At 67.9% G+C, this 25,332-nt stretch carries 28 protein-coding genes; 13 read left to right on the top strand and 15 right to left on the bottom strand.

Features of this window, described 5'->3' with window-relative positions:
* Window positions 1–11 precede the first annotated feature (11 nt).
* The 4 genes from Q4F19_RS03000 to Q4F19_RS02985 are packed head-to-tail and all read left to right on the top strand — an operon-like array spanning window position 12 to window position 2,651.
* A complete protein-coding gene (locus Q4F19_RS03000; protein ID WP_303539664.1) occupies window positions 12–395 on the top strand; it encodes a DUF1636 domain-containing protein in 384 nt (127 codons plus the stop codon).
* The gene (gene cobT / locus Q4F19_RS02995) at window positions 392–1,402 is read left to right on the top strand and encodes a nicotinate-nucleotide--dimethylbenzimidazole phosphoribosyltransferase (RefSeq protein ID WP_303539662.1); all 1,011 of its coding nucleotides are present in this window, start codon (window positions 392–394) and stop codon (window positions 1,400–1,402) included. Before Q4F19_RS03000 ends, cobT begins: the two co-directional genes overlap by 4 nt.
* Window positions 1,399–1,950 carry a histidine phosphatase family protein gene (locus Q4F19_RS02990; RefSeq protein ID WP_303539660.1) on the top strand — a complete coding sequence of 184 codons (552 nt, stop codon included), beginning with the start codon at window positions 1,399–1,401 and terminating at the stop codon, window positions 1,948–1,950. Before cobT ends, Q4F19_RS02990 begins: the two co-directional genes overlap by 4 nt.
* A complete protein-coding gene (locus Q4F19_RS02985; protein WP_303539658.1) occupies window positions 1,938–2,651 on the top strand; it encodes an adenosylcobinamide-GDP ribazoletransferase in 714 nt (237 codons plus the stop codon). Before Q4F19_RS02990 ends, Q4F19_RS02985 begins: the two co-directional genes overlap by 13 nt.
* Here Q4F19_RS02985 and Q4F19_RS02980 read toward each other — a convergent pair.
* The 3 genes from Q4F19_RS02980 to Q4F19_RS02970 are packed head-to-tail and all read right to left on the bottom strand — an operon-like array spanning window position 2,636 to window position 5,980.
* On the bottom strand, window positions 2,636–4,087 hold the full coding sequence (locus Q4F19_RS02980) for a cobyric acid synthase (protein WP_303539656.1): 1,452 nt from the start codon (window positions 4,085–4,087) through the stop codon (window positions 2,636–2,638). The genes Q4F19_RS02985 and Q4F19_RS02980 overlap by 16 nt on opposite strands.
* Window positions 4,075–5,013, bottom strand: a complete 939-nt coding sequence (gene cbiB / locus Q4F19_RS02975; RefSeq protein WP_303539654.1) for an adenosylcobinamide-phosphate synthase CbiB — start codon at window positions 5,011–5,013, stop codon at window positions 4,075–4,077. The genes Q4F19_RS02980 and cbiB overlap by 13 nt, the downstream gene beginning before the upstream one ends.
* Window positions 5,006–5,980, bottom strand: coding sequence for an aminotransferase class I/II-fold pyridoxal phosphate-dependent enzyme (locus tag Q4F19_RS02970; RefSeq protein ID WP_303539652.1), 975 nt, complete (start codon window positions 5,978–5,980; stop codon window positions 5,006–5,008). Before Q4F19_RS02970 ends, cbiB begins: the two co-directional genes overlap by 8 nt.
* A 51-nt stretch (window positions 5,981–6,031) precedes the next feature.
* Here Q4F19_RS02970 and cobU point away from each other — a divergent pair, with 51 nt between their 5' ends.
* Window positions 6,032–6,559, top strand: a complete 528-nt coding sequence (cobU, locus tag Q4F19_RS02965) for a bifunctional adenosylcobinamide kinase/adenosylcobinamide-phosphate guanylyltransferase (protein WP_303539650.1) — start codon at window positions 6,032–6,034, stop codon at window positions 6,557–6,559.
* Window positions 6,560–6,698: 139 nt separating this feature from the next.
* Here cobU and Q4F19_RS02960 read toward each other — a convergent pair whose 3' ends face one another.
* Window positions 6,699–8,477: an ABC-F family ATP-binding cassette domain-containing protein gene (locus Q4F19_RS02960; protein ID WP_303539647.1), complete on the bottom strand. Its 1,779-nt coding sequence runs from the start codon at window positions 8,475–8,477 to the stop codon at window positions 6,699–6,701.
* Window positions 8,478–8,599: 122 nt separating this feature from the next.
* Here Q4F19_RS02960 and Q4F19_RS02955 point away from each other — a divergent pair, with 122 nt between their 5' ends.
* The 3 genes from Q4F19_RS02955 to Q4F19_RS02945 all read left to right on the top strand — a co-directional run bounded on the left by Q4F19_RS02955 (window position 8,600) and on the right by Q4F19_RS02945 (window position 11,159).
* Window positions 8,600–8,905 carry a hypothetical protein gene (locus tag Q4F19_RS02955; RefSeq protein ID WP_303539645.1) on the top strand — a complete coding sequence of 102 codons (306 nt, stop codon included), beginning with the start codon at window positions 8,600–8,602 and terminating at the stop codon, window positions 8,903–8,905.
* Window positions 8,906–8,995: 90 nt separating this feature from the next.
* Window positions 8,996–9,661 (top strand): response regulator transcription factor, encoded by a 666-nt coding sequence (locus tag Q4F19_RS02950; RefSeq protein WP_303539644.1) that lies wholly within the window; start codon window positions 8,996–8,998, stop codon window positions 9,659–9,661.
* A 169-nt stretch (window positions 9,662–9,830) separates the two neighbouring features.
* Complete coding sequence (locus tag Q4F19_RS02945; RefSeq protein WP_303539958.1) at window positions 9,831–11,159, top strand: sensor histidine kinase; 1,329 nt, start codon at window positions 9,831–9,833, stop codon at window positions 11,157–11,159.
* 54 nt (window positions 11,160–11,213) lie between these two features.
* Here Q4F19_RS02945 and Q4F19_RS02940 read toward each other — a convergent pair whose 3' ends face one another.
* From Q4F19_RS02940 to Q4F19_RS02920, 5 genes are all read right to left on the bottom strand, one after another.
* Window positions 11,214–12,050 (bottom strand): TorF family putative porin, encoded by an 837-nt coding sequence (locus Q4F19_RS02940; RefSeq protein ID WP_303539642.1) that lies wholly within the window; start codon window positions 12,048–12,050, stop codon window positions 11,214–11,216.
* Between the two features lie 175 nt (window positions 12,051–12,225).
* Window positions 12,226–13,737 (bottom strand): SulP family inorganic anion transporter, encoded by a 1,512-nt coding sequence (locus tag Q4F19_RS02935; RefSeq protein WP_303539641.1) that lies wholly within the window; start codon window positions 13,735–13,737, stop codon window positions 12,226–12,228.
* Window positions 13,734–14,429, bottom strand: coding sequence for a carbonic anhydrase (locus Q4F19_RS02930; protein ID WP_303539639.1), 696 nt, complete (start codon window positions 14,427–14,429; stop codon window positions 13,734–13,736). Before Q4F19_RS02930 ends, Q4F19_RS02935 begins: the two co-directional genes overlap by 4 nt.
* A gap of 120 nt (window positions 14,430–14,549) precedes the next feature.
* Window positions 14,550–15,863, bottom strand: coding sequence for an ATP-binding protein (locus Q4F19_RS02925; RefSeq protein WP_303539638.1), 1,314 nt, complete (start codon window positions 15,861–15,863; stop codon window positions 14,550–14,552).
* Window positions 15,864–15,876: 13 nt separating this feature from the next.
* Window positions 15,877–16,584, bottom strand: coding sequence for a response regulator transcription factor (locus Q4F19_RS02920; RefSeq protein ID WP_303539637.1), 708 nt, complete (start codon window positions 16,582–16,584; stop codon window positions 15,877–15,879).
* A 244-nt stretch (window positions 16,585–16,828) separates the two neighbouring features.
* On the opposite strand from Q4F19_RS02920, the gene Q4F19_RS02915 reads away from it, so the two are divergent.
* On the top strand, window positions 16,829–17,098 hold the full coding sequence (locus Q4F19_RS02915; RefSeq protein WP_303539636.1) for a hypothetical protein: 270 nt from the start codon (window positions 16,829–16,831) through the stop codon (window positions 17,096–17,098).
* Window positions 17,099–17,131: 33 nt separating this feature from the next.
* On the opposite strand, the gene trmB is transcribed toward Q4F19_RS02915, so the two are convergent.
* The gene (gene trmB, locus Q4F19_RS02910) at window positions 17,132–17,818 is read right to left on the bottom strand and encodes a tRNA (guanine(46)-N(7))-methyltransferase TrmB (protein WP_303539956.1); all 687 of its coding nucleotides are present in this window, start codon (window positions 17,816–17,818) and stop codon (window positions 17,132–17,134) included.
* Between the two features lie 75 nt (window positions 17,819–17,893).
* A complete protein-coding gene (locus tag Q4F19_RS02905) occupies window positions 17,894–18,085 on the bottom strand; it encodes a hypothetical protein (RefSeq protein WP_303539635.1) in 192 nt (63 codons plus the stop codon).
* 292 nt (window positions 18,086–18,377) lie between these two features.
* Between Q4F19_RS02905 and Q4F19_RS02900 the strand changes: the two genes are divergently transcribed.
* Genes Q4F19_RS02900 through Q4F19_RS02885 form a run of 4 tightly spaced genes read left to right on the top strand, consistent with a single transcriptional unit; the run spans window position 18,378 to window position 21,689 of the window.
* A complete protein-coding gene (locus tag Q4F19_RS02900; protein WP_303539633.1) occupies window positions 18,378–19,823 on the top strand; it encodes an NAD-dependent succinate-semialdehyde dehydrogenase in 1,446 nt (481 codons plus the stop codon).
* 2 nt (window positions 19,824–19,825) lie between these two features.
* Complete coding sequence (gene gloB / locus Q4F19_RS02895; protein ID WP_303539632.1) at window positions 19,826–20,581, top strand: hydroxyacylglutathione hydrolase; 756 nt, start codon at window positions 19,826–19,828, stop codon at window positions 20,579–20,581.
* A 39-nt stretch (window positions 20,582–20,620) separates the two neighbouring features.
* Window positions 20,621–21,148, top strand: a complete 528-nt coding sequence (locus Q4F19_RS02890; protein WP_303539631.1) for a flavin reductase family protein — start codon at window positions 20,621–20,623, stop codon at window positions 21,146–21,148.
* 10 nt (window positions 21,149–21,158) lie between these two features.
* On the top strand, window positions 21,159–21,689 hold the full coding sequence (locus Q4F19_RS02885; protein WP_303539630.1) for a gamma carbonic anhydrase family protein: 531 nt from the start codon (window positions 21,159–21,161) through the stop codon (window positions 21,687–21,689).
* A 19-nt stretch (window positions 21,690–21,708) separates the two neighbouring features.
* Here the strand turns inward: Q4F19_RS02885 and Q4F19_RS02880 are convergent, their stop codons facing one another.
* The 4 genes from Q4F19_RS02880 to atpD all read right to left on the bottom strand — a co-directional run bounded on the left by Q4F19_RS02880 (window position 21,709) and on the right by atpD (window position 25,327).
* Complete coding sequence (locus Q4F19_RS02880) at window positions 21,709–23,190, bottom strand: CpaF family protein (RefSeq protein WP_303539629.1); 1,482 nt, start codon at window positions 23,188–23,190, stop codon at window positions 21,709–21,711.
* A 179-nt stretch (window positions 23,191–23,369) separates the two neighbouring features.
* The gene (locus Q4F19_RS02875) at window positions 23,370–23,630 is read right to left on the bottom strand and encodes an ATP synthase F1 subunit epsilon (protein ID WP_303539628.1); all 261 of its coding nucleotides are present in this window, start codon (window positions 23,628–23,630) and stop codon (window positions 23,370–23,372) included.
* A complete protein-coding gene (locus Q4F19_RS02870; protein ID WP_303539627.1) occupies window positions 23,630–23,869 on the bottom strand; it encodes a glutathione S-transferase in 240 nt (79 codons plus the stop codon). Before Q4F19_RS02870 ends, Q4F19_RS02875 begins: the two co-directional genes overlap by 1 nt.
* Window positions 23,870–25,327: a F0F1 ATP synthase subunit beta gene (atpD, locus tag Q4F19_RS02865; protein ID WP_303539626.1), complete on the bottom strand. Its 1,458-nt coding sequence runs from the start codon at window positions 25,325–25,327 to the stop codon at window positions 23,870–23,872.
* Window positions 25,328–25,332: the final 5 nt, after the last annotated feature.

Genomic DNA, 25,332 nt, shown 5'->3' with positions numbered 1-25,332 from the left:
GGGGCTCGGTCATGTTGAAACCGGCAGCGGACGGTCCGTCCCTCGTCGCCTGCAATACGTGCAAGCGCGACGGGGCCCCGGCCGGCGCGGTGCTGGTCTCCGCGCTCCGGCGGGCGCAGGCCACGACGCTTGCTTATGCCGGCATCGCGATCGAGGAGATGCCCTGCCTGTTCGCCTGCGCCGACAGCTGCACGGTCCATCTGCGCGCGCCGGGCAAGATCGGCTATGTGCTCGGCCGGTTCGCGCCCGACGATGCGGCGGCGCAGGCGATCCTCGATTATGCGGCGGCTTATGCGGAGAGTGACGCGGGCAGGGTGCCGTATCGTGAATGGCCCGAAGGCGTGAAGGGGCATTTCCTCGTTCGGGTGCCGCCCGCGGGCTTCGTCGCCGAATGACGATGTTCCGCTCCGTCGCCGATTTCGAGGCCGCGCTGGGCGATCTGTCCGCGTCGGACGAGGCAGCGCGCAATGCGGCGCGCGAGCGGCAGGGCCAGCTGACCAAGCCGCCCGGTTCGCTCGGTCGGCTGGAAGAGATCGCGATCTTCCTTGCGGGTTGGCAGGGAACGATGCGTCCGGCGATCGAGCGCGGCCGGGCGATCGTCTTCGCGGGCAATCACGGCGTGGTCGCGCGCGGCGTGAGCGCGTTCCCGGCAGCGGTGACCGCGCAGATGGTTGCGAACTTCTCGGCTGGCGGTGCGGCGATCAACGCGCTGGCGGGTGCGGCTGGCCTTTCGCTCGCGGTCGTTCCGCTCGAACTCGACCGGCCGACCGCCGATTTCACGCTCCGCCCGGCGATGGACGAAGGCGAGTGTCTCGCGGCGCTGAATGCGGGCGCGGCTGCGATCGGCGATGCCGATCTGCTGGTGCTCGGCGAGATGGGAATCGGCAATTCCACCGCCGCCGCCGCGCTCGCCGCCGCCAGTTTCGGAGGCGAGGCGGTTGACTGGGTGGGACCGGGAACCGGTGTCGATCCGGCGGGCATCGCACGCAAGGTGGCGACCGTCGAAGCGGGGCTCGCGACGCATGCCGGCGCGCTGACCTCGCCGTTTGAAATTTTGCGCCGGCTGGGCGGGCGCGAGATCGTGGCGATTGCGGGGGCGGTGCTGGCCGCGCGGCACGCGCGCGTGCCGATCGTGCTCGACGGGTTCATCTGCACCTCCGCCGTCGCGCCGCTCGCCGCTTTCTACCCCACTATCGTCGATCATCTGATCGCGGGCCATTGCTCGGTCGAGCCGGGCCATCGCCGGTTGCTCGATAAGCTCGGACTCGAGCCCTTGCTGTCCCTCGGCATGCGGCTGGGCGAGGGGAGCGGGGCGGCAGTGGCGGTAGGCGTGATCCGCGCCGCGCTGGCCGCACATGACGGCATGGCGACCTTCGCCGAGGCGGGGGTCTCGGCCGGATGAGCGCGCCGCTCTATCTGATGCGCCATGGCGAGCCGATCCTCGCGGGGCTGATGCTGGGGCGGACGGATTGCGACGCGACCGCGGCGGGGATCGCCGCCTGCCGCGATCAGGGGCGCGAGCTGGGGCCGGTGCGATTGATCTCGTCCGACCTGCGCCGCGCGCGGCAATGCGCCGAGGCGATTGGCGTGCCGCGGATCGATCCGCGCTGGCGCGAACTCGATTTCGGCGCGTGGGATGGGCTCGCCGCCGCCGAGATCGATGCCGAGACGCTGGGGCGGTTCTGGGACGATCCCGATGGCTTTCCGCCTCCCGGGGGGGAGCGCTGGTCGACGCTGGTGGGGAGGGTAAGCGAGGCGATCGATGCGCTGCCCGAGGAGCCGGCTCTGGTCGTGACGCATGGCGGGTCGATGCGCGCGGCGCTGCATATCCTGTGCGGGTTCGACATGAAGGCGATCTGGCAGTTCGATCTGCCTTACGGCGTGATGCTGGGCTTCCACCGCTGGGAGGGCGGCGCGCAGATTGCGGGGCTCTGGCCTTGCGGCGACTGATCGTCGCGATCGGTTTTCTGACGCGGCTGCCCGTGCCGCGCATCGCGACACAAGACGGGGATTTTGCGGCGGCGATCCGGCTCTACCCGCTCGTCGGGCTGCTGATCGGCGTGATGGTTGCGGCGGTTGCGTGGACGGGGTCGCTTGTCGATCCGTGGGTCGGCGCGCTGGGCGGTCTTGTTGCGTGGGTGGCGGTCACCGGGGCGCTGCATCTGGATGGGCTGGGCGATGTGGCGGACGGGCTGGGTGCGGCGCACGGACGGCGCGAGCGGCTGCTGGCGGTGATGAGCGATCCGCACGCCGGGAGCTTCGCGGTCGTCGCGATCGGCTTGCAATTGCTCGCGAAGTTCGTGCTGCTGCACCTGATCGCGGGCGACTGGCGCGCGCTGGTGGCGATCCCGGCGGCGGCGCGGATCGGGCCCTTGCTGTGGGCGGGGTGGCTGGTGCCGTTGAAGCCGGAAGGGCTGGGTGCGGCGATCGCCAGCGCGGCGCGGACGCGCGACGGGATGGGGTGGCTGCTGATCCTGGCGGGCGGCTGCGTGTTGCTGCCGTGGCTGGTGATGGCGCCTTTGCTGATCGCGGGCTTCGCCTGGTGGGCGAAGGCGAAGGTGGGCGGCGTCACCGGCGACGTGCATGGGGCGGGTATCGAGCTGGTCGAGACGGGGCTGTGCCTCGCCTGTGCGGTTTACTGGGCGGTCTGAGCGAGCGCGATCAAGGCGTCGACATCGACATGCTGCTCAAATGCGGCGGCCAGTTCATCGAGCGCGGCATCGATATCGGCGTGATGATCGGGGCCGGTGCTGTCGATACCGATGCGGGCAAGCCAGGCGCGGCGCTGCGCGGCGAGACCGAGCAGGCCGTGGACATAGCTGCCCGCGACGAGGCCGTCTGCGCTGGTGGCGCCCTCGGGGCGGCCGTCCAGCGTGCAGAGCGGGCGCTGGCGATCGGGGCCTTCGGTTTCGCCGAGGTGGATCTCATAGCCAGTGAAGGGCGCGCTCAGCGCCTCGCCCGAGACTTGGCGGACGGTCTTGTCGCCGGTCAGGATCGTCGTGACGTCGAGCAGGCCGAGACCGGGCACCTCGCGTGGGGGACCTTCGACCCCGTCCGGATCGGCGACCGAGCGGCCGAGCATCTGATAGCCGCCGCACAGGCCGAGAACCGGCCGGCCCTTGCGGTGATGCGCGATGATATCGACGTCCCATTGCTGATCGCGCAGGAACAGCAGGTCGGCAGTCGTTGCCTTCGATCCGGCGAGGATGATCAGGGCGGCGTCGGGGATGGGCTGGCCGGGTGGGACCATGACGACGTCGATTCCGGGTTCGAGCCGCAGCGGATCGAGATCGTCGAAATTGGCGATGCGCGGCGTGATCGGGCACGCGATCACGAGGCGACGCTCGCCGGCGGGGCGGGCGCGTTCGAGGATGACGGCGTCCTCGCTCGGCAAGCGAAAGGCGGGGGCTAGCCACGGGATCAGGCCGAAGCCCGGCCAGCCGGTGCGCTCCTCGATCGCGATCATGCCGCCCGCGAACAGGGCCGGGTCTCCGCGGAATTTGTTGACGAGGAAGCCGCGGATCATCGCCACATCCTCGGGATCGATCACGGTATTCGTGCCGACCAAGGAGGCGATGACGCCGCCGCGATCGATATCGCCGACGAGGATGACGGGCACGCCAGCGGCGCGCGCGAAGCCCATATTGGCGATGTCGCCCGCGCGCAGGTTGATCTCGGCGGGCGAGCCCGCGCCCTCGACAACGACGATGTCGCACTGGGCGCGGAGCGTGCGATAGCTTTCGAGCACCTCGTCGAGCAGACCGATCCGGCCCTCGCGCCAGCGCCCCGCCTCCAGCTTGCCGCGCACCCTGCCGCGGACGATGATCTGCGAGGTGCGGTCGCCCTCGGGCTTGAGCAGGACCGGGTTCATGTCGACCGAGGGCGGCACGCGGCAGGCCATGGCCTGCGTCGCTTGCGCGCGCCCGATCTCGCCGCCATCCGCAGTGACGGCGGCATTGTTGCTCATATTCTGCGGCTTGAACGGGCGCACCGACAGGCCGCGATTGGCGAGGGCGCGGCAGAGGGCTGCGACGAGCACCGATTTGCCGACGTCCGAGCCGGTGCCCTGGAGCATCAGAGCGCCCATGCGAAGCCTCCCACGATTACCCAAGCGAGCGCGCAGGCGCGGACGTAGATCCGCAATGCGTTGGCGAGATCGGGCGAGCTGGCGGTGCGCCCCTCTGCGTTGATCCAGGGCTTGGGGTGCATGACGCCGTCATAAGTGGCGCCGCCGCCGAGCGCGATGCCGAGCGCGCCGGCCATCGCCGACTCCGGCCAGCCGCCATTGGGCGAGGCGTGGGCGGCATGATCGCGCGCCATCGTCCGCCAGCCGCCGGGGGCGGCGAGGCACAGGAGCAGGCCAGAGAGGCGCGCGGGGATCCAGTTGGCGAGATCGTCGGTGCGCGCGGCCGCCCAGCCGAAGGCGCGCCAGCGCATTTCCTTGTGGCCGATCAGGCTGTCCGCGGTGCTGATCGCCTTGAACGCCCACAGGCCGGGCAGGCCGAGCAGGAGTAGCCAGAAAAGCGGGGCGATGACGCCGTCGCAGACGCTTTCGGCGAGGCTTTCGATTGCGGCGCGGGCGATGCCGGCTTCGTCGAGCGTTTCGGTGTCGCGGCCGACGATGCGGGCGAGCTTGCGCCGGGCTTCGACGAGATCGCCGCTCGCGAGCGGGCGGGCGACGGCGCGGACATGATCGAACAGGCTGCGCTGCGCGAGGCCGGGCCAAGCGGCGATGGCGATGACGATCCACGCCCAACGGCCGACGAACGCGTGTGCGACGCGCTCGATCGCCCAGCCGCCGGCGGCGGCAAGCGCGACGAGAATGAGCAACAGGAGGATTCCGGAGGCGCGGCGCGTGGCGGCGGGCGTCGTCGCGCGATTCCAGCGCCATTCGGCCTTGTCGATCAGGCGCGCGAAGGCGCCGACCGGGTGGCCGATGCGCACATAGAGCGCGTTCGGCCAGCCGATCGTCGCATCGAGCGCGAGCGCGGTCAGCGCGATCGGATCAGCCATCCGCCAGCGCCCGATCGAGCCGGGCGAAGGCCGCATCGTCGGCGGGGAGGCCGAAGCGGAGCCAGGTGGGCCGATCGGCGAAGGGGCGGACGAGGATGCCGGCGTGCGCGAGGCGATCGAAGAGGAGCGCGGCGTCGGGCGTGTCGATCAGGCGGAACAGCGGGCAGGCGCCGGTCGCGGTCAAGCGGTGGCGGGCGAGCAGAACGTCCAGCGCGGCGGAGCGGATAGCGAGATCGGCGCGCGTGGGGGCGATCCACGCGCTGTCGGCATAAGCAGCGCGGCCGTAGGCGATGGCATGTGCCGAGACGGGCCAGTCGCCCAGCAGCGCGCGCAGGCGGACGAGGATCGGCGGGGGCGCGATGACGAAGCCCAGGCGGATGCCGGCGAGCCCGAAATACTTGCCGAAGGAGCGCAGGACGATAACGGGGGCCTCGGGATCGATCGCGGGCAGGAGGCTGTGTCCCGCGTCGGCGAAGGCTTCGTCGATGACGAGATGGCTCAAGATGCCGGGCACGAACGACATGAGAAGATCCGGCGGCAGCAGGCGACCGTCGGGATTGTTCGGATTGGCCGCCAGCAGCGTGCCGCGACCCGAGAATGTTCCGATATCGTTCAACAGGATATCGGCGATGTCTGCGTAAGTGCCGTAACCGGGCAGAACGCTCGCGATCGGCCCCGGCACACCCATCGTCGCGACGAGACGGAGCGCAATCTCGCTGCCCGGCACGGCCATCAGGCGCGCCGGGGCGACGCCGAAATGGCGGGCGGCGGCCGCCTCCAGCGCGCGCAGATCGGCCCGGCTGGGCAAGGGGCAAGGATCGACCTCGATCGGGGCGGCCGGGCGCCATGGCCGCGGATTGATGCCGGTCGAGAGATCGAGCCAGGGCCGGGGCGCATCGGGATAGAGCGCGGCCGCGTCGTCGATACGGCCGCCGTGACCGGTGAGCAGTGGCGAAATGGCTTGCATGCGTGGGCCTGCCATCGCCATTCGCCGGGCTTACGGCAAGTGGATTGGTGGATGAGCGACGCGCGGACGATCCTGGTGCTGGGCGGGGCGCGCTCGGGCAAGAGCGCGCATGCGCAGGCATTGGCGGAGCTTGGGGCCGAGGCCGCGGGCGGCGAAATGGTCTTCATCGCGACCGCGCAGGCTTATGACGACGAGATGCGCGACCGGATCGCGCGGCATCGGGCCGATCGCGATGCGCGCTGGCGGACGGTGGAGGCGCCGCTCGATCTGGTCGGGGCGATCCGGGGCGAGGATGAAGCGGGGCGGGTGATCCTCGTCGACTGCCTGACCTTGTGGCTGTCGAACCTGCTGCTGGCGGAGGCCGATCTGGAGGCGGCGGGGGCGGCGCTGGTCGATGCCTTCGCGGGTGTACGCGGGCGGTTGCTGTTCGTCAGCAACGAGGTCGGGTTCGGGATCGTGCCCGACAATGCGCTGGCGCGGAAATTTCGGGATGCAGCGGGGCGGCTCAACCAGCGCGTCGCGGCGGCGTGCGAGCGCGTGGATCTGGTGGTGGCGGGGATCCCGATGCGGGTGAAGTGAGGGCTAAATCCTCCCCGGCACGGGGAGGGGACCAGCCAAAGGCTGGTGGAGGGGGCGTTCGGCGAGGCGGGCCGCCGGTGGAGAGCCCCCTCCACCGCGCTTCGCGCGGTCCCCCTCCCCGTACCGGGGAGGATGAGGCTCAGCCCAGCCCTTCGACCATCTCCGCGAGCGCCAGCCAGCGCAGCTCGGCTTCTTCCTTGCGGCGGCGCGCGGTCTCCAGCCCGACCATCAGGCCGTCGAAGCGCTCGGGGCTGCTGATATAGAGTTCGGGATCGGAGAGCGCGGCTTCGTCGCGGGCGATCGCCGCTTCCAGCTTCTCGATCTCGGCGGGGAGGTTCTCGAAATCGCGCTGATCCTTGTACGTTAGCTTGCCGCGCGGCTTGGGCGGGGCGGCGGGATCGGGCTTGGAGCTCGATTTGGCGCGCGCCTGCTGCTTCTGGTGGCGCTGCGCCTCCCACTCGGCATAGCCGCCGGCGACGACATCGACCGTGCCCGAGCCGTCGAGGCCGAGCGTGACCGTGACGGTGCGATCGAGGAAGTCGCGATCGTGGCTGACGATCAGGACGGTGCCGTCATAGTCGGAGATCACCTCCTGCAGCAGATCGAGCGTCTCGAGATCGAGATCGTTGGTCGGCTCGTCGAGGATCAGCAGGTTCGAATGGCGCGCGAATTCGCGGGCGAGCAGCAGCCGCGAGCGCTCGCCGCCCGAAAGCGTGCCAACCTTGGCATCGATCATATTGGGATCGAACAGGAATTCCTTCAGATAGCCGGCGATATGCTTGCGGATGCCGAGCACGTCGATCCAGTCGCCGCCATCGGCGAGCACGTCGCGGATGCGCTTCTCGGGCGACATCAGCTTGCGCTGCTGATCAATGACGATCGCGTCCAGGGTCTGCGCGCGCTTGATCTTGCCCGCGTCGGGCTCGACCTCGCCGGTCAGCAATTTGAGCAGGGTCGTCTTGCCCGCGCCGTTCGGGCCGACGAAGCCGATCCGGTCGCCGCGCGTCACGCGCAAGCTGAAATCGTCGATGATCGTGCGGTCGCCATAGTTTTTCGAGACATGCTCGGCATCGATGACGATCTTGGTGCGCGTGTCGTTGGCGGCGTGGACGATCTTGGCGGTGCCCTGCGGGCCGATCATCGAGGCGCGGGTCGCGCGCATCTCCATCAGCTTGGCCTTGCGGCCCTCGTTGCGCGCGCGCCGAGCGGTGACGCCGCGCAGCAGCCAATGCTCTTCCAGCTTCAATTTGGCGTCGAGCCGCTCGGCGTTGCGCGCTTCCTCGGCATAGACCTGCTCGGTCCACGCCTCGAAGCCGCCGAAGCCGACTTCCTTGCGGCGGATCTGGCCGCGATCGATCCAGAGCGTCTGCTTGGTGAGGCGGGTCAGGAAGGTGCGATCGTGGCTGATGACGACGAAGGCGCCACGAAAGCGGCCGAGCCATTCCTCGAGCCAGGTGATCGCGGCGACATCGAGATGGTTGGTCGGCTCGTCGAGGAGCAGCACGTCAGGATTCTGCGCGAGCGCGCGGGCGATCGCGGCGCGGCGGCGCTCGCCTCCGGAGGCGGTGGCAGCCTCGCGATCGAGATCGATGCCGATCTGGTCGGCGATCGATTCCACCTCGTGCGCGAGCGGGGCGTCGGGCTCGGACAGAGCGAAATCGCGGAGCGTCGCCATGCCCTTCATCGCCGGCTCCTGCTCGAGGATGATGACCTTCGTGCCCGGGACGATTGTGCGCCGGCCCTCGTCGCAATCGATCTGATTGGCGAGGAGGCGGAGCAAAGTCGTCTTGCCCGCGCCGTTGCGGCCGATGAGCGCGAGCTTGTCGCGCGGTCCGATATGGATGTCGAAGTGGCGGAACAGCCACCCGTTGCCCTGAACGAGGCCGAGATTTTCATATGCGAGGATTGGGGCTGCCATGCGGGCTCGCTAGCCGGGATGCGGGCGCGCGTCATCCTCTCGTGAGCGATGCAGAAGTGCCACAGCTGCGCTTTTCGCACCATTCATGGGCTATTCAACGCTCGGTCTCTATGCGAGCGTTCATGCCGATGCTCAGGCCCCTTGCTGCCGCGCTTGCGGCCCTCACGCTCGCGCCCGCGGTGCTCGCCGACGGCCAGCATCGTCGCGAGCAGGACGAGGTCTATGCCGCGCGCGTCTCGGGGCAGGTGATGTCGCTGCGCCAGATCGAGCAGAAGGTCGTCCCGCGGATGAGCGGTTTCGACTATCTCGGCCCCGAATTCGATCCGGGAACCGCAATCTACCGGCTGAAGTTCATGCGGGCTGGATCGGTCGTGTGGATCGACGTCGATGGCCGCAATGGCGCGATCATCGGGCGGACGGGCAATTGAGCGGCATCCGCCGCGGGCCGGAAAATTGAAGCGGCTCGCCTAAGCGAGCATAAGCGGCAGCGTAACGATTACGCCCCTTGGGAGATACAGATGCGCGTCCTGATCGTGGAAGACGAACCCAATCTCGGTCGCCAGTTGCGCGCGACGCTGGAGGGCGCGGGCTATGCGATCGACCTCGCGACCGACGGCGAGGACGGCCATTATCTCGGATCGACCGAGGATTATGACGCGATCGTGCTCGATCTGGGGCTCCCCGAGGTCGACGGGCTGACCGTGCTCGATCGCTGGCGCAAGGAGGGCAAGGACACGCCCGTGCTGGTGCTGACCGCGCGCGACAGCTGGTCGGACAAGGTCGCCGGGCTCGATGCCGGCGCGGACGATTATCTCGCCAAGCCGTTCCAGACCGAGGAACTGATCGCGCGGCTGCGCGCGCTGATTCGGCGCGCATCGGGCAATGCATCCTCCGAGCTGATCGCGGGCGACATCCGTCTCGATACGCGCAGCGGCAAGGTGACCAAGGCCGGCGAGCCGGTGAAGCTGACCGCGCAGGAATATAAGCTCCTGTCGTACCTCATGCATCACAAGGGCAAGGTGGTGAGCCGGACCGAGCTGATCGAGCATATCTACGATCAGGATTTCGATCGCGATTCCAATACGATCGAGGTCTTCGTTACGCGTATTCGCAAGAAGCTGGGCGCCGATGTGATCACGACGATCCGGGGCCTGGGCTATTCGCTCGACGAGAATGGCGGCTGAGGTGAAGCCCGGCGCCGAGCCGCCCGGGCCCGTGCCCGCCGGCTGGCGCTGGGTGGAGACGCCGATCAATTTCGTCCGGATGCTGCTCGGGCGCCCGCTGCTGCTCGCCAATGGCCAGGACGAGACGCTGCGGGTGATCACGCGGACGACGGGTTCGCTGACGCGGCGCATGATCGGCATCGCGGCGCTGTGGATCCTCGTGCTGCTCGCGGGCGGCGGAATCGCGCTGGATCGCGTGCTCAACGCCGCGATCAGCCGCAATTTCGACGATCAGCTGGGCTATGTGCTCAATGCGATGATCGCCTCGGCGGAGCTGGATACGGACGAGGAGGTGCGCTTCACGCGCCCGTTGGGAGACCAGCGTTTTCTGGAGCCTGCATCCGGGCTTTACTATCAGGTCTCAGGTCCCGGGCACGAGCCGTTCCGCTCCCGCTCCCTGTGGGACCGCACGCTGACCAGCCCCGATCGCCACTCCGATCTCGATACGCACACCTATGACAGCAAGCAGTTCGACTATGAACCGCTGCGCGTGATGGAGCGCGATCTGCGCCTGCCGGGCTCGCAGACGATCTGGCGGTTCGAGGTAGCACAGGCGCGCAACGGGCTGGACGAGCAGGTCGCGATCCTGCGGCGGACCTTGGTGCGATCGTTCGCCATCCTCGCGCTCGGCCTCATCGTGATGTCGGCGCTGCAGGCGACGTTCGGGCTGTGGCCGCTGCGCAAGGTACGGCGGCAGATAGCGGCGGTGCGTGGGGGCGAAAGCTCGCGCGTCGACGCGCGGCTGCCGATCGAGATCGCGCCGATGGTGGAGGAATTGAACGACCTGCTCGCGCATAACGAGCGGCAGGCCGAGGAGGCGCGGCGCCATGCCGGCAATCTCGCGCACGCGCTGAAGACACCGCTGACGGTGATCATGAACGAGGCGACCGCGAACAGCGACGATCTGTGCCGGACGGTGATCCGCGAGGCGACGACGATGCGGCGGCAGGTCGATCACCATCTGGCGCGCGCGCGCGCGGTGGGGCGGCGCGGCGTCGCGCAGAGCGTCGCGGCGGTCTGGCCGTCGCTCGATGCGGTGGAGCGCGCCGTCAGCCGCCTCTATCCGGACGTGACGATCGATCTGGACGGCAATCGCGATGCGCGCGTCCGGATCGAGCGGCAGGATCTGGACGAGATGCTCGGCAACCTCATCGAGAATGCGGCCAAATATGGCGGGAGCCGCGTGTTCGCGACGGTGTGCCCGGAGAAGGCGGGCGCGAAGGGCGCGGTCGGCAGCGTCGATATATTGATCGAGGATGACGGCGTCGGGATCCCCGAGGGGCAGCGGCAGGCGATCTTCGAGCGCGGCGCGCGGCTCGATACGGGCAAGCCGGGGACCGGGCTGGGGCTCGCGATCGTGCGCGATGTCGTGGAGATTTACGGCGGGACGGTCGCGCTCGAGGAGAGCGAGGATCTGGGCGGGCTGCTGGTGCGGCTGACCTTGCCGACGGCGGGGTGAGCTCCCAGGTTTGGTGATGTTTGAGGAGCGGACCGAAGCCCGCTCCCTGTTCGATCAGAAGGCCGCGGTCAGCGTCGCGATGACGGTCGCGCCGGCGATCTGGCCGGTGCCGTCCTGGCCGCGCGTGAAGCTGGGCGCGAGATAGGCTGCGTCCCTCTTCGAGATGTTGGTATCGATATAGGCAACGCCGACGGTCAGCGGCGTGCCGCCGATCGTGTAATCCACGCCCGCCAGCCAATCGACATATTCGCCGGTCGGCGCGACCGAAGTCGCGAACGGGCCGAGGCCCTTGTTTCCGTTCGAATAGCCGAAATGGCCCTTCACGGTGATGCCCGTGTCGGGGATCGCGGCGGCGGCATCGCCCCAGACGTAGAAATTGTCGTTCTTGTCGCCGGGGACGTCATAGACGCCGTTCGCGGCCGATGTGCCGTTCAGATACCAGTTGCCGAGCGCTTCCTGTTTGGGCGCATAAGCGACGCCGCCGAGCAGGGTGACGGGGCCGAGCGTCGTCGAGAGCTTGATATAGGGCTCGAAGAAATCGGTATTGTCGAAGCCTGCGGGGTACATGAACCAGGTGACGCCGGCATCGACCGAGACGCTGTCGAACGTCGTCTTGAAGCCCGCGACGAGATCGAGCTCCATATTGGCGCCGCCGAACGTGCCCCAGCCGGCGAGATTCGATCCCCAGGTGCTGACGTAGAGCCCGCTTTCGTGCGCGATCGTGAGGCCGCCCTGCACGGCGAGGTTGCGATCGCTCTGCGATACGCCCCGGAAGCGATAATCGGACACGAGCCCGACGCTGCCGGAAATGGTGATGGGCTTGGGCGCTTCCTGCGCGAGAGCCGGCCCGGCGAGGACCAGCGCAGCGATCGCGGCGATGCGGATTTTCATGAAACATTCCCCTTTTTTGTCGGTCGAATGTTCCGCCTGCACCCGGAGGGCGCCCGCATCTCGACGGTGCGCGCGTCCCTCCAGGTGGCGCCGTGCTACGTGCCTATTGCGAACGCTCCGCTTCCCAATCGTGACAAAGTGTGTCTCGACGCGGGAAGGCGGGGAGGTGAGCGTTTCAGGCCACGAGCCGACGGAGCTTGAGCGGCATGCCGGTCAGCTCGACCGGGAAGCCGGCACCCCGGCGACGCTGCAGCCAATCGGCGAGCAGCTCGCTGCAGGTGTGATCGATCGCCGACATCTGGCGTAGGTTGAGCCGCAGCGGGCGATCGGTGGGGGTCTCGTCGAGGACCTTCGACAGCTTGGGCAGGCTGAGGAACGTGGCCGCACCCGCGAGCGCGATTTCGCGCGCGTCGCTCTCCTCGGTCACATCCACCTTCAGGCGCAGCTTGGTGATCTGCGGCAGGATCTCGACCGCCGAGAGGCCGATGCCGACGAGCACGCCGGTCAGCAGATCGGTGGCGACCACGGTCGCGAAGGTCGCAACCCAGATCGCCGCCGGCAGTGCGCCGTAATTGTGGAACAGGTGGCGGACGTGGCTGAGGCTGACGAGCCGCCAGCCGGTGACGACGAGAATGCCACCGAGCGCGGCCATCGGGATCTCCCGCAACAGCCATGGAAGCAACGCTACGAAACCCAGGATCCACGCACCGTGCAGGATCGCGGAGAGGCGCGTCTGCGCGCCGGCCTGCACATTGGCTGAGGAGCGGACGATGACGCCGGTCATCGGCAGCGCGCCCGCGAGACCGCACAGCAGATTGCCGACGCCCTGCGCGCGCAGCTCCTTGTTGTAATCCGTGCGCGGGCCATCGTGCATCCGATCGACCGCGGCGGCCGAAAGCAAGGTCTCGGCGCTGGCGATGAAGGCGATCGCGAAGCCGGTCGCGAGCAGCGACGGCTGGAAGATCTGCGCGAGGAAGCCTTCGCCCGGGGGCTGCACCGCCGCGAAGATCGACGCCGGCACGCTCACGCGCGCGACATCGAGCCCGCCGAAATAGGCCGCGAGCGTCGCGACGAGCACGCCGACGAGCGCGCCGGGGACGAGCTTCATCGAGGCGGGGCGGAATTTCTCCCACAGCAGCATCGCGCCGATCGTCAGGAGGCCGATGGCGAAGGCGAGTTCGGTCACGGTCGCGTCGGTGAAGGACAGGCCGAACAGGCGGCCGGGCATCGCAGCGAGATTGTCGAGGCCGTGGCTGAGTGGCTTGGCATCGAACAAGACGTGGAACTGGCCGATCACGATCAGCGCGCCGATGCCGGCGAGCATGCCGTGGACGACGGCGGGCGAGATCGCGCGAAACCAGCCGCCGAGCTTCAGCGAGCCGGCGATGAACTGGAGGATGCCGGCGAGCACGAGGATGGGCGCGAGCGCGGCGATGCCATGTTCGCGGACGAGCTCGAACACGATGACGGCGAGGCCGGCGGCGGGGCCGCTGACCTGCAGCGGCGAGCCTGCCAGGAAACCGACGACGAGGCCGCCGATGATGCCGGTGATCAGGCCCTTTTCAGGCGGCGCGCCCGAGGCGACCGCGATGCCCATGCACAGGGGCATCGCGACGAGGAAGACGACGATCGATGCGGTGAAATCCCGCACGAACGTCTTGCCCGAGAACATGGCGGGAAGGTTCATTCGGCGGCCTGCGCATAATCGAAATAGGCGGCGCGGCGGGGCTCGGCCTTGAGCGCGACGGGGAGGGTATCGCCCTCGCGCAGCGTGACAAAGCGGTTGGTCTCGCCATCGAGCGCGAGGATCTGGCCCTCGCCGATATCGAAGAACCAGCCGTGCAGCGAAATCTCGCCGCGCGCGATGCCCGAGGCGACCGACGGGTGCGTGCGGATATGCGCTAGCTGGGCGACGACATTTTCGAGGCTGATAGCGCGGACGCGATCATGGCCGGAGAGCTCGGGATAGCCATCGTTGACGACCTTGGCGGCGACCTGCGCATGGCGCAGCCAGGCGGCGACGTTGGGCATCTCTTCAAGGCCTGTCGGATCGGCGACGGCCTTCATCGCGCCGCAATCGGAATGGCCGCAGATGATGATGTCGCGCACGCCGAGCGCCATCACCGCATATTCGACGGTGGAGGTGACGCCGCCATTCTGGGTGGCGTGCGGCGGGACGATGTTGCCGGCGTTGCGGCAGACGAACAGATCGCCGGGCGCGGCCTGCATGATCTGTTCGGGAACGACGCGGCTGTCCGCGCAGGAGATGATCAGCGCCTTCGGGCTCTGCCCTTCGCTCGCGAGCTTTCCGTAGAGGACGCTCTGCGTGGGGAAGACCTGCTTCTCGAAGGAAAAGACCCGGCCGATAAACTCGTTCATTACTGGCTCCTCGTCGCCCCTCGCGCGAAGGAGGGGCAAAGCCTAAATAGCCCGCGGCTTTTGCTGCGATGCAGCGTCTGTGTAAGGAAGTGTTGCGCGGCTAAGCCGGCGTCGGGCGTGTCAGGTGCGCGCGAGGACGATCTCGGCGCGCAGTCCGCCTTGCGCGCGGTTCGAAAGGGCGATCTGGCCGCCTTCCTGCTCGACGGCGCGGTGGACGATAGCGAGCCCGAGCCCCAGCCCCTTGGTGTTGCGCGCGCGCGCCGTATCGAGGCGGGAGAAGGGCTTCATGACCGCTTCCAGCTGATCTTCGGGGATGCCGGGGCCGTCATCCTCGATCAGGATGCGGATCGCATCCGCAGTCTCCTCCAGCGTCAGCGTCACCGACTGGCCGTAATGGAGCGCGTTCTCGACGAGGTTCACGAGCGCGCGGCGGAAGCCCACGCGGCGGAGAATCGTCTCGAGATGATCGGGGCCGACATAATGCGCCTGCTCGCCGCGATCCTGCGCCTCCTCGATCGTCGTGACCGCCATCACCGCGAGATCGGTGCGCGTCGGCGGCTCGGGATCGCCTTCACCACCCAGGAAGGCGAGCAATGAGGCGACCATGGCCTCCATCTCGCCGATGTCGCGGCCGATCGCCTCGCGCAGCCCGTCGTCGTCGATCGCCTCGGCGCGCAGCTGGACGCGGGCGATCGGCGTGCGCAGATCGTGGCCGACCGCGGCGAGCGCCTGCGTGCGATCCTCGATCAGGCGATGGATCCGCTCCTGCATGACGTTGAAGCCACGAATGAGCTGGCGGACTTCGCCGGTGCCTTCCTCCTCCAGATGGATGCCGTCGGCCGAGCCGACCTTCTCGGTCGCACGGGCGAGGATGCGGATCGGCACGAGCGCGCGGCGGATCAGCAGGCCGCCGAGGAGCGTGAGTGCGAGAGCGGGCACCAAAGCGAGCAGAATCCGGCCGAGCGCGAGATCGAGCGACTGGACGAGCTCATGCGTGCTGAACAGCAGCCAGCTGCCATCGGCGAGCTGCAATTCGCCCAGCACGGCGGCGTTGCGGCCGGGCGAAGAGAGGCGGATGCGGATCACGCTGTCGGCGAGCGCGGGCTCCCAAGCGACGATCTGGTTGCGCGTCTGATCGAGCGCGGGCGCGAAATGGGGCGGGGGCGGCGCGTTGGGGCTCCAGCGCACGAGATAGCGATCGGTTGTGAGCTGTTCGGCGACCGAGGGCCGCTCGCGGCGCGGCGCCTCGTTCAGGATCTTGCGCGCGATGACGAGATGTTCGGCGAGGCGCCGCGCCTCGTCCTCGCGCACCGAGAAGTGGCTCGATCGCTCGTAGAGATAGGTGCTCGCGCCGAATTCGATGACGACGGTCAGCAGCAGGATCGCGAAGATGCGACCAAGCAGCCCGAGCGGTCCCCCGACACGGCGTATCACGGCGCGCGCCGGTTCACGCGCGGGCGACTTCCGAATTGAGCATGTAGCCGACGCCGCGCACGGTCGTGATCGGCGCGGGCTTGCCTTCGCCGGCGAGCTTGCGGCGGAGGCGGCTGACGAGCACGTCGATGCTGCGATCGGAGGCGTCGCCGAGCCGCGTCCGCGACAGTTCGATCAGGCGCTCGCGCGAGATCACCCGCTGCGGCTGGCCGACGAAGGTCGCGAGCAGATCGAATTCGGCGCCGGTGAGATCGATAACCGCGCCGGTCGCGCTGCGCAGTTCGCGGCGCGGGAAATTGAGGACGTGACCTTCGAAATGCGCCTCGCTCTCGCGCGTGCCGACCTGGCTGCGCTCGAGACCGCCGCGGCGCAGGACGGCGCGGACGCGGGCGATCAGTTCGCGCGTGGAGAAGGGCTTGGCGAGATAATCGTCTGCGCCAATCTCCAGCCCGATGACGCGATCGGGCTCGCTGCCCTTGGCGCTGATGAAGATGATCGGAACTTCGCTGGTCTTGCGAATCTGGCGGCACAGCTCGATGCCGCTGGTGCCGGGGAGCATGATATCGAGCAGGACGAGATCGACCGGCCCGCCCTCGAACGCGATCCACATTTCGGGCGCGGTGGAGGCGGTGCGCACGAAATAGCCGTTTTCCTGGAGCGCGCGGGCGGTGAGCGTCCGGAGAGCCGGATCATCCTCGACGATTACGATGGAGGGGGTCATAAATTGGCTCTCAATATGTCCGGTCAATGTCCGGGCCGGACCTAGGAAGGGCTCTGACATCGATCAACAGCTGTAACGCCGTTTGGGCGGAAACCGGTAGCCAGCAATGATTTGTCACGGCCTTGAAACGGCTGGGCAGCGTGCCGGACATGCTTCCTTACGCGCCAGCCGGGAGAGGGAAACGACGCGATTTTATTTCTGAATCATGGCGGTCGCGACGACCGTTCGATCAGGAGAATGCACCGTGCGTCGTATGTTTGTCACCCTCGCAGCGCTCACCCTCATGCCGGCGGCGCCTGTGCTCGCGCAGACCGTGGCGCAGACTCATGTCGAGCATGCCGGCACGTCGGGCAAGACCCCGATCAAGGCGTATCGCCCGATCGCGCAGGATGCGTGCCGCACCGCGAGCAACCATCACCAGACGGGCAAGATACCGCTGACCCCGCAGGTCGCCGCCGATCCGTCGTGCCAGACCGAACTGGCCTCGCGCGAGATGAGCGAGCGCAAGGACTGATCCCTCCCGCCGTTCGTGCAGGGCAAGCGAAACCTAGCGCTTCCGGTAGCGGAAGTACCAGACTTCGTGGCCCTGCCGACGCGCCTTCGCCTCGTAGCGCGTCTCGGGCCAATCGTCCGGGCGGACGAGGAAATCCTGCGGCCCTTCGACCAGCCAGTCGAATTCGGGCCGCGCCCGCATGATCATCATCGCCCAGCGGCAATAGATCGGATGATCGGTGCCGAAGCGGAATTCGGCGCCGGGCTTCAGCTTGGTCGCGAGCAGAGCGATCGGCCCCGCATTCATGAAGCGGCGCTTGGCATGGCGCGCCTTTGGCCAGGGATCGGGGTGGAGCAGATAGGCGCGGTCTAGACTTGCGTCGGGCAGGCGCTCAATCACCTCCAGCGCGTCGCCCATGTGCAGGCGGATGTTGGTGAGGCCGAGACGATCGATATGGCCGAGCGCGCCGACGACGCCGTTGAGGAAGGGCTCGCACCCGATCAGGCCATGATCCGGCCGCATCGCCGCCTGGCCGGCGAGATGCTCGCCCGCGCCGAAACCGATCTCCAGCTGGAGCGGACGATCGTCGCCGAAGAGCCGCGTGGCATCGAGCGGGCCGTCGGCCGGCACCGAGAGTGTCGGCAGCAGCTCCTCGACGAGGCCCGCCTGGCCCTCGCGCAACTTGTGGCCCTGGCGCCGCCCGTAAAGGCGGCGGATGGTCGTGGGATCGCCGGTCGTCATGGCGACGCGCCCTAGAGCCAGATCGTCCGGGGTGGAAGCGTTGCGGGCGGCCGCGACAGCCGCCCGCCGCACGGCTTACCGGATCGGCTTGGCGCCCGGCGCGCTGCACTTGACGAACTTGCCGCGCGCATCCTTGCACGGGACGGGCTTGGCCGGCGGGCATTTGACGAACTTGCCCTTGGCATCCTTGCACGGCGCGGCCTGCGCGCCGGAGACGCCGCCCAGCGCAAGCGTGGCGAGCGCGAGGGTCATCATCAGCTTCGTCATCAACATTCTCCTCTGGCCCGTCCGCTAGACCCCTTCGGACGCGGGTTGAAGCGACGGGATGCCGGTGTGACGATTTGTGATGATCAGCGGGTGAACGATCGTGCTGTCGCTCCGTGGGGAATGAAGCGCAGTCGATCGCAATTCCGTCCCGTGGTGATCGCCACCCCGATGCCGAAGTCGGCCGGCGGCAAATGCGGGCGTCGGTCTGGCGAACCGGCGTGGCGATCCCTATCAAAACGACACGGACGGTCATCCCGGCGTGGACGATCGCGGACGACAGAGAAGGAACGTCATGCTCGCCGAAGCCCAATTGCTGCGCGAAGCCAGCCTGATCGACGGCATCTGGATCGATGCCGCCGACGAGTGGATCAGCGTCGACGATCCCGCGACGGGCGAGATCGTCGGCCGCGTGCCGAAGCTTGGTGCGAGGGAGACCGAACAGGCGATCGCCGCCGCCGAGCGGGCCATGCCGGCCTGGGCCGCCGGGACCGCCAAGGAGCGCGCGGCGGTGCTGCGGCGCTGGTTCGACCTGATCATCGCGCATCAGGACGTGCTCGGCCGCATCCTGACCCGCGAACAGGGCAAGCCGCTGGCCGAGGCCAAGGGCGAGATCGCCTATGCCGCGAGCTTCATCGACTGGTTCGCCGAGGAGGCGAAGCGCGTCTATGGCGACGTCGTCCCCCCGCACATGGCCGACAAGCGCATCGTCGTGCTCAAGCAGCCGATCGGCGTGGTCGCGGCGATCACGCCGTGGAATTTCCCGGCGGCGATGATCACGCGCAAGCTGGCGCCGGCGCTTGCCGCCGGATGCGCGACGGTGCTGAAGCCCGCGAGCCAGACGCCGTTCACCGCGCTCGCGCTGGCGGTGCTGGCGGAGAAAGCGGGCCTGCCCAAGGGACTGATCAACGTCGTCACCGGCAGTGCCGCCGCGATCGGCGGGGTGCTGACCGCGAGCAAGACGGTGCGCAAGCTGACCTTCACCGGATCGACCGAGATCGGCGCGAAGCTCTACGAACAATGCGCGCCGACGATCAAGAAACTGAGCCTGGAGCTGGGCGGAAACGCCCCGTTCCTGGTGTTCGACGATGCGGACGTGGATGCGGCGGTCGCAGGCGCGATCGCGTCCAAATATCGCAATGCCGGGCAGACCTGCGTCTGCGCCAATCGCTTCTACGTGCAGGCCGGGATCTACGATCGCTTCGTCGCCAAGCTCGCCGAGGCGGCGAACAAGCTGACCGTCGGCCCGGGCATGCGCGAGGGCACGCTGATCGGTCCGCTGATCGACGAGGCAGCCGTCGCCAAGGCCCAGGAGCATGTCGACGACGCGGTGAGCAAGGGCGCCACGATCGTCGCCGGCGGCAAGCCCCACGCGCTCGGCGGCCGCTATTTCGAGCCGACCGTGCTGGAGGGGGTCAAGCCGGCGATGATCATCCTCGAGGAGGAGACGTTCGGCCCGGTCGCGCCGATCGTGCGCTTCGAGGACGAGGCGGATGCGATCGCGCAGGCGAACGCGACCGATTTCGGGCTTGCCGCCTATTTCTATGCGCGCGATCTCGGCCGCGTGTGGCGCGTGGCGGAGGCGATCGAGGCGGGCATCGTCGGCATCAACACCGGCCTCATCTCGACCGAGGTGGCGCCGTTCGGCGGCGTCAAGCTGTCGGGCCTCGGCCGCGAAGGATCGCGCCATGGGATCGAGGATTATCTCGAACTCAAATATCTGTGCATGGACATCAGCTGATCGTGGCCCTGACCATCCACCAGTTCCGCTGTCTCGCGGACAATTACGGTTTCCTCGTGCGCGACGAGGCGACGGGCAAGGTCGCCGCGATCGATACGCCCGACGCGGACGCCTATGCGGCGGAACTCGACCGGCGGGGCTGGCAGCTCGACCTGATCGTCAACACGCATTGGCACCCGGATCATGCCGGCGGCAATCTCGCGCTGAAGGCGCGCACCGGTGCCGAGATCGCCGCGCCCGCCGAGGTGACCCGGATCGCGCCGATCGATCGCGAGATCCGGCATGGCGACACGATCGCGCTGGGCGAGACGCGCTTCGCCGTGATCGACACCGGCGGGCACACGAACGGGCATGTCAGCCTGTACGATGCCGCAGACGGAGTCGTCTTCGTCGGCGATACCCTCTTCACGTTGGGCTGCGGACGCATGTTCGAGGGGACGCCGCCGCAATTCTGGGAGAGCCTGAGCCGGCTCGCCGCATTGCCCGATGCGACGCGTGTCTATTGCGCGCACGAATATACGGCGGCGAACCTGCGTTTCGCGCAGTCGGTCGATACAGGCGCGGCGCTCGCGGCGCGTGCGCTTGGTCTGGAACGGCGCATCGCGGCGGGCGAGCCGACGGTGCCGACGTCGATCGGCGAGGAAAAGGCGACCAACCCCTTCCTCCGCGCGCCCGATCTCGCGATAGCCGCGGATGCCGGCGATCCTGCCCAGGCGTTCGGCATCGTGCGTGCGGCCAAAGATGCGTTCAAGGGTTAGGGCAGGCGGTCGCGCGATAGGCGCCAAAGGGATGGAATGATGTCGGATACCAAGTTCGCCGAGACGGCGGCCGCGCTTTCGGCGGGGCTCAAATCGGCGATGCGGCGGATGCCGGGTGCGGTCGCGTTGATCACGACGCGCGATCCCGCGAACGACCAGCCGGCGGGGCTCGCGGCTTCGGCGGTGATCCCTGTCTCGATGGATCCGCCGTCGATGCTGATCGCGATCAACACATCGGCGAGCGCGCATGCGGCGATCGAGCGGGCGGGACGCTATTGCGTAAACCTGCTCGGCACGACGCATACCGATCTGGTCGGGCTCTTCTCGAACAGCGCGCTGCGCGATCACCGCTTCGCGTCCGGGGAATGGGCGTACCAGGACGGGATTCCCTATCTGCCCGGCGCCTGCTCCAGCATCTTCTGCGAGGTCCGCACGACGCTCGTCCACGGCACCCACGAGCTGTTTATCGGCGAAGTCTATGACGTGCGCGGCGGGAGCGGGGAGGCGGGCAATCCGCTCGGCTGGCTGGAAGGCGATTTCGCGCAACTGGGCCGGCTCTCCGGCTGAGCGGATCAGGATGCCGCTTTACGCACTGGACGGGCTGAGGCCCACGCTGCCCGCGGACGGATCGGCGTGGATCGCGCCGAGCGCGGACGTGATCGGCGACGCGCGGCTCGGGCCAGGCGCCAGCATCTGGTTCGGGGCGGTCGTGCGATCGGACAATACGCCGATCTGGATCGGTGCGCGCAGTAATGTGCAGGATGGCGCGATGCTGCATTCCGATCCGGGCTCGCCGCTGACGATCGGCGAGGACGTGACGATCGGGCATCATGCGGTCCTGCACGGCTGCACGATCGGGAACCGCGTGCTGATCGGGATGGGAGCGAGGATCCTCAACGATGCGGTGATCGGCGACGATTGCCTCGTCGGCGCGGGCTCGCTGGTGACCGAGGGCAAGGTCTTTCCGCCCGGTAGCCTGATCGTCGGATCGCCCGCGCAGGTGAAGCGGCAGCTGACGCCGCAGGCGATCGCGCGCCTGAAGGCCTCGGCGGCAGGCTATGTCGCCAATGCCGCGCGCTACCGGGACGGGCTCAAGCCGGTCGGCTGAGCCTATCCGCGGGCCGACGTCAGAGGCAGGCTTCCAGATACGGCTGGTCGAAGCCGAACTGCTTAGCCTTGTCGAGGGTGTAGGGGCGCAGGCCCGAGGCGCGATACTCGCCGACGATCTTGCCGTCGCTGCCCTCGTCCAGATATTCGAACTTGAAGAGCTCCTGCGTGACGATCACGGGGCCTTCCATGCCGATCACCTCGGTGATGTTGGTCACGCGGCGCGAACCGTCGCGCAGGCGCTTCACCTGGATGATCAGATCGACCGAGTCGGCGATCTGGCGGCTGATCGCTTCCTTCGGCACCTTGATGTCCGACATCATCACCATATTCTCCATACGCGCCAGCGCCTCGCGCGGGGAGTTGGAGTGGAGCGTGCACATCGAGCCGTCATGGCCCGTATTCATCGCCGAGAGCATGTCGAAACATTCGGCGCCGCGGATTTCGCCGAGGATGATCCGGTCCGGCCGCATACGCAGCGCATTCTTGACGAGATCGCGGATCGAGATCTCGCCCTGACCTTCGAGATTGGCGGGGCGCGTCTCCAGCGGCAGCCAGTGCGGCTGCTGAAGGCGAAGCTCGGCCGCATCCTCGATCGTCAGCACGCGTTCGCCGGGGTCGATCATCTTGGAGATGGCGTTGAGCATCGTCGTCTTGCCCGAGCCCGTGCCGCCCGAAATGACGATGTTGAAGCGGCTGGCGCCGGCGATCTTCAGCGCCGTCGCCATCGCCGGCGACATCGAGCCGCCATTGGCCATCATGTCGAGCGTGATCGGCTTGGCGGAGAATTTACGGATCGAGATCGCCGTGCCGCGCAGCGACAAGGGCGGCACGATCACGTTGACGCGGCTGCCGTCGGCGAGACGCGCATCGGCGAGCGGGCTGGTCTGATCGACGCGACGGCCGACCTTGTTGACGATGCGCTGCGCGATCTGGAACAGATGCTCCTCGTCGCGGAACTGGATCGGCGCGAGCTCCAGCTTGCCCTTGCGCTCGACATAGGTCTGGTCGGGGCCGTTGACCATGATGTCGGTGATCGTGGAATCGGAGAGCAATTCCTCGAGCGGCCCGAGCCCGAGCAGCTCGTCGACGAGCACCTTCTCCAGCGCATATTGCTCGCGGCGGTTGAGCGTGATGCGCAGTTCGGCGAGCACTTCGCCGATGATCGGACGGAATTCCTCGGCCAGCTCTTCCTTGGAGAGGGTGGCGGCCGCTTCGGCGTCGACGCGCTCCAGCAGGCGGGGAAGGACCTGCTCCTTGATCTTGTGGACGGAGGCCTCGAAGCCTTCGGCGCGCAGGCTGCCGGCTTCGCCCGATCCCGCGACGCGCGCGGCGAGCCGATCCATCGCGTTGAGCGGTGCGGCGGTGGCATCGGCGAGAATGTCCACCGGCGGGAATTGCGCGCCGCCTTCGACGGCGGCAGAGGTGGGGCGGCCGGAACCAAAGGATCCACCGCGGGCCGGATTTGCGCCGATCCCACCACGTCTGCCGAAAGCACTCATCAGCTCGTCCCGTCCTCGTCTCGCGGCGGTTTCTTCCGCGAAGACCGAGCCTTAGGGGAAAGCCCTTGACGAGCCGTTAAGCACGGATCGCGGAATTGGCGGGTGTGCCGATCGCGGAGAATTTGGCCGCGGACCGCCGAAAAACAGGCGGACGCAGCGAGCCGGATTGGCCCGCCGGATCAGGCGATCGTGGCCGACTCGGCCAAAACGGTGAGGCCCTGCTCGTTGACCTCGGCGAAGCCGCCGTCCAGCGCGATGCGCGCGGTGACCGTCGTGGCGTTGGAATAGACGGTCAGCTCGCCGGGCCGGATCACGGCCATGACGGGCGCATGGCCCTGAAGGACGCCGAAATCGCCCTCCGTACCCGGCACGACGACCATATAGACGTCCTCGGAGCGGACCAGCTTCTCGGGCGTGACCAGTTCGAAATGCAGCGCCATCACCGTTCCATCATCTTCAATTCGGACCCCGATTCACGATCCGGACCATGTCCGGCTCGATCGCGGTCCAGCGCTTCGTCGAACGCGCTGGTGGCTTTCGCGAACTTGTCGCGGCAGCCGATATTGCAAAAGCCGACCACCGCGCCGCGATAAAGGGTCAGCGCGTCCTCGCTGATCGGATCACCCGACCAGGGACAGAGCGCGTTGACCGCATCTTCGAGGCGCAGCGGCTCTGCCAATCAGGCCGCGTCCGCGAGCTTCTTGGCCTTCTCGACCGCCTCGTCGATCCCGCCGACCATGTAGAAGGCGCTCTCGGGCAGGTGATCATATTCGCCGTCGACGACCGCTTTGAACGACTTCACCGTATCCTCGACCTGCACGAACTTGCCGCTGATGCCGGTGAAGACCTCGGCGACGTGGAAGGGCTGGCTGAGGAAGCGCTGGATCTTGCGGGCGCGCTGCACGGTGAGCTTATCCTCTTCGGACAGCTCGTCCATGCCGAGGATGGCGATGATGTCCTGCAGCGACTTGTACTTCTGCAGCACTTCCTGGACGGCGCGGGCCGTGTCGTAATGCTCCTGGCCGACGACGGCGGGTGTCAGCACGCGCGAGGTGGAGTCGAGCGGATCGACCGCCGGATAGATGCCGAGCTCGGAGATGGCGCGGTTCAGCGTCGTCGTCGCGTCCAAGTGGGCGAAGGACGTGGCCGGCGCCGGATCGGTGAGATCGTCGGCAGGTACGTAGATCGCCTGCACCGAGGTGATCGAGCCCTTGTTGGTGGAGGTGATGCGCTCCTGCAGCTGACCCATGTCGGTCGACAGCGTCGGCTGATAGCCCACGGCCGACGGGATACGGCCGAGTAGAGCCGACACTTCCGAGCCCGCCTGCGTGAAGCGGAAGATATTGTCGACGAAGAACAGCACGTCCTGGCCCTCGACGTCGCGGAAATATTCGGCGTTGGCGAGGCCCGAAAGCGCGACGCGCGCGCGGGCGCCCGGCGGCTCGTTCATCTGGCCGAATACGAGCGCGACCTTCGAGCCTTCCGGCGTGGGATTGCCGTCGGCATCCTTGGCGATGACGCCCGCATCGAGGAATTCGTGATAGAGATCGTTGCCTTCGCGCGTGCGCTCGCCGACGCCGGCGAACACCGAGACGCCGCCATGGCCCTTGGCGATATTGTTGATCAGCTCCTGGATCAGCACGGTCTTGCCGACGCCGGCGCCGCCGAACAGGCCGATCTTGCCGCCCTTCGCATAAGGCGCGAGCAGATCGATGACCTTGATGCCGGTCACCAGGATCGAGGCTTCGGTCGACTGATCGACGAAGTCGGGCGCCTTGTTGTGGATCGGACCGCTATTCTCCCAGCTCACCGGGCCGCGCTCGTCGATCGGCTCGCCGATGACGTTGAGGATGCGGCCGAGCGTCTGCGGGCCGACCGGCACGCGGATCTGCGAACCCGTGTCCTGCACTTCCTGGCCGCGCATCAGGCCTTCGGTCGCGTCCATCGCGATCGTGCGCACAGTGCCCTCGCCGAGATGCTGCGCGACTTCGAGCACGAGGCGATTGTCGCCGTTGCGCGTCTCGAGCGCGGAAAGGATCGCCGGGAGCGTGCCTTCGAAGGCGACGTCGACGACGGCGCCGATCACCTGGCTGATGCGGCCGGTATTGTTCGTGCCGAGTGCGGGGGCGGTTGCCATCTGTT

Source organism: Sphingomonas natans (assembly GCF_030546695.1).
Taxonomy (GTDB): Bacteria; Pseudomonadota; Alphaproteobacteria; order Sphingomonadales; family Sphingomonadaceae; genus Sphingomonas_I; species Sphingomonas_I natans.
Note: the sequence above shows the minus strand (reverse complement) of the source record. Positions and strands in the feature narration are given on the sequence as shown.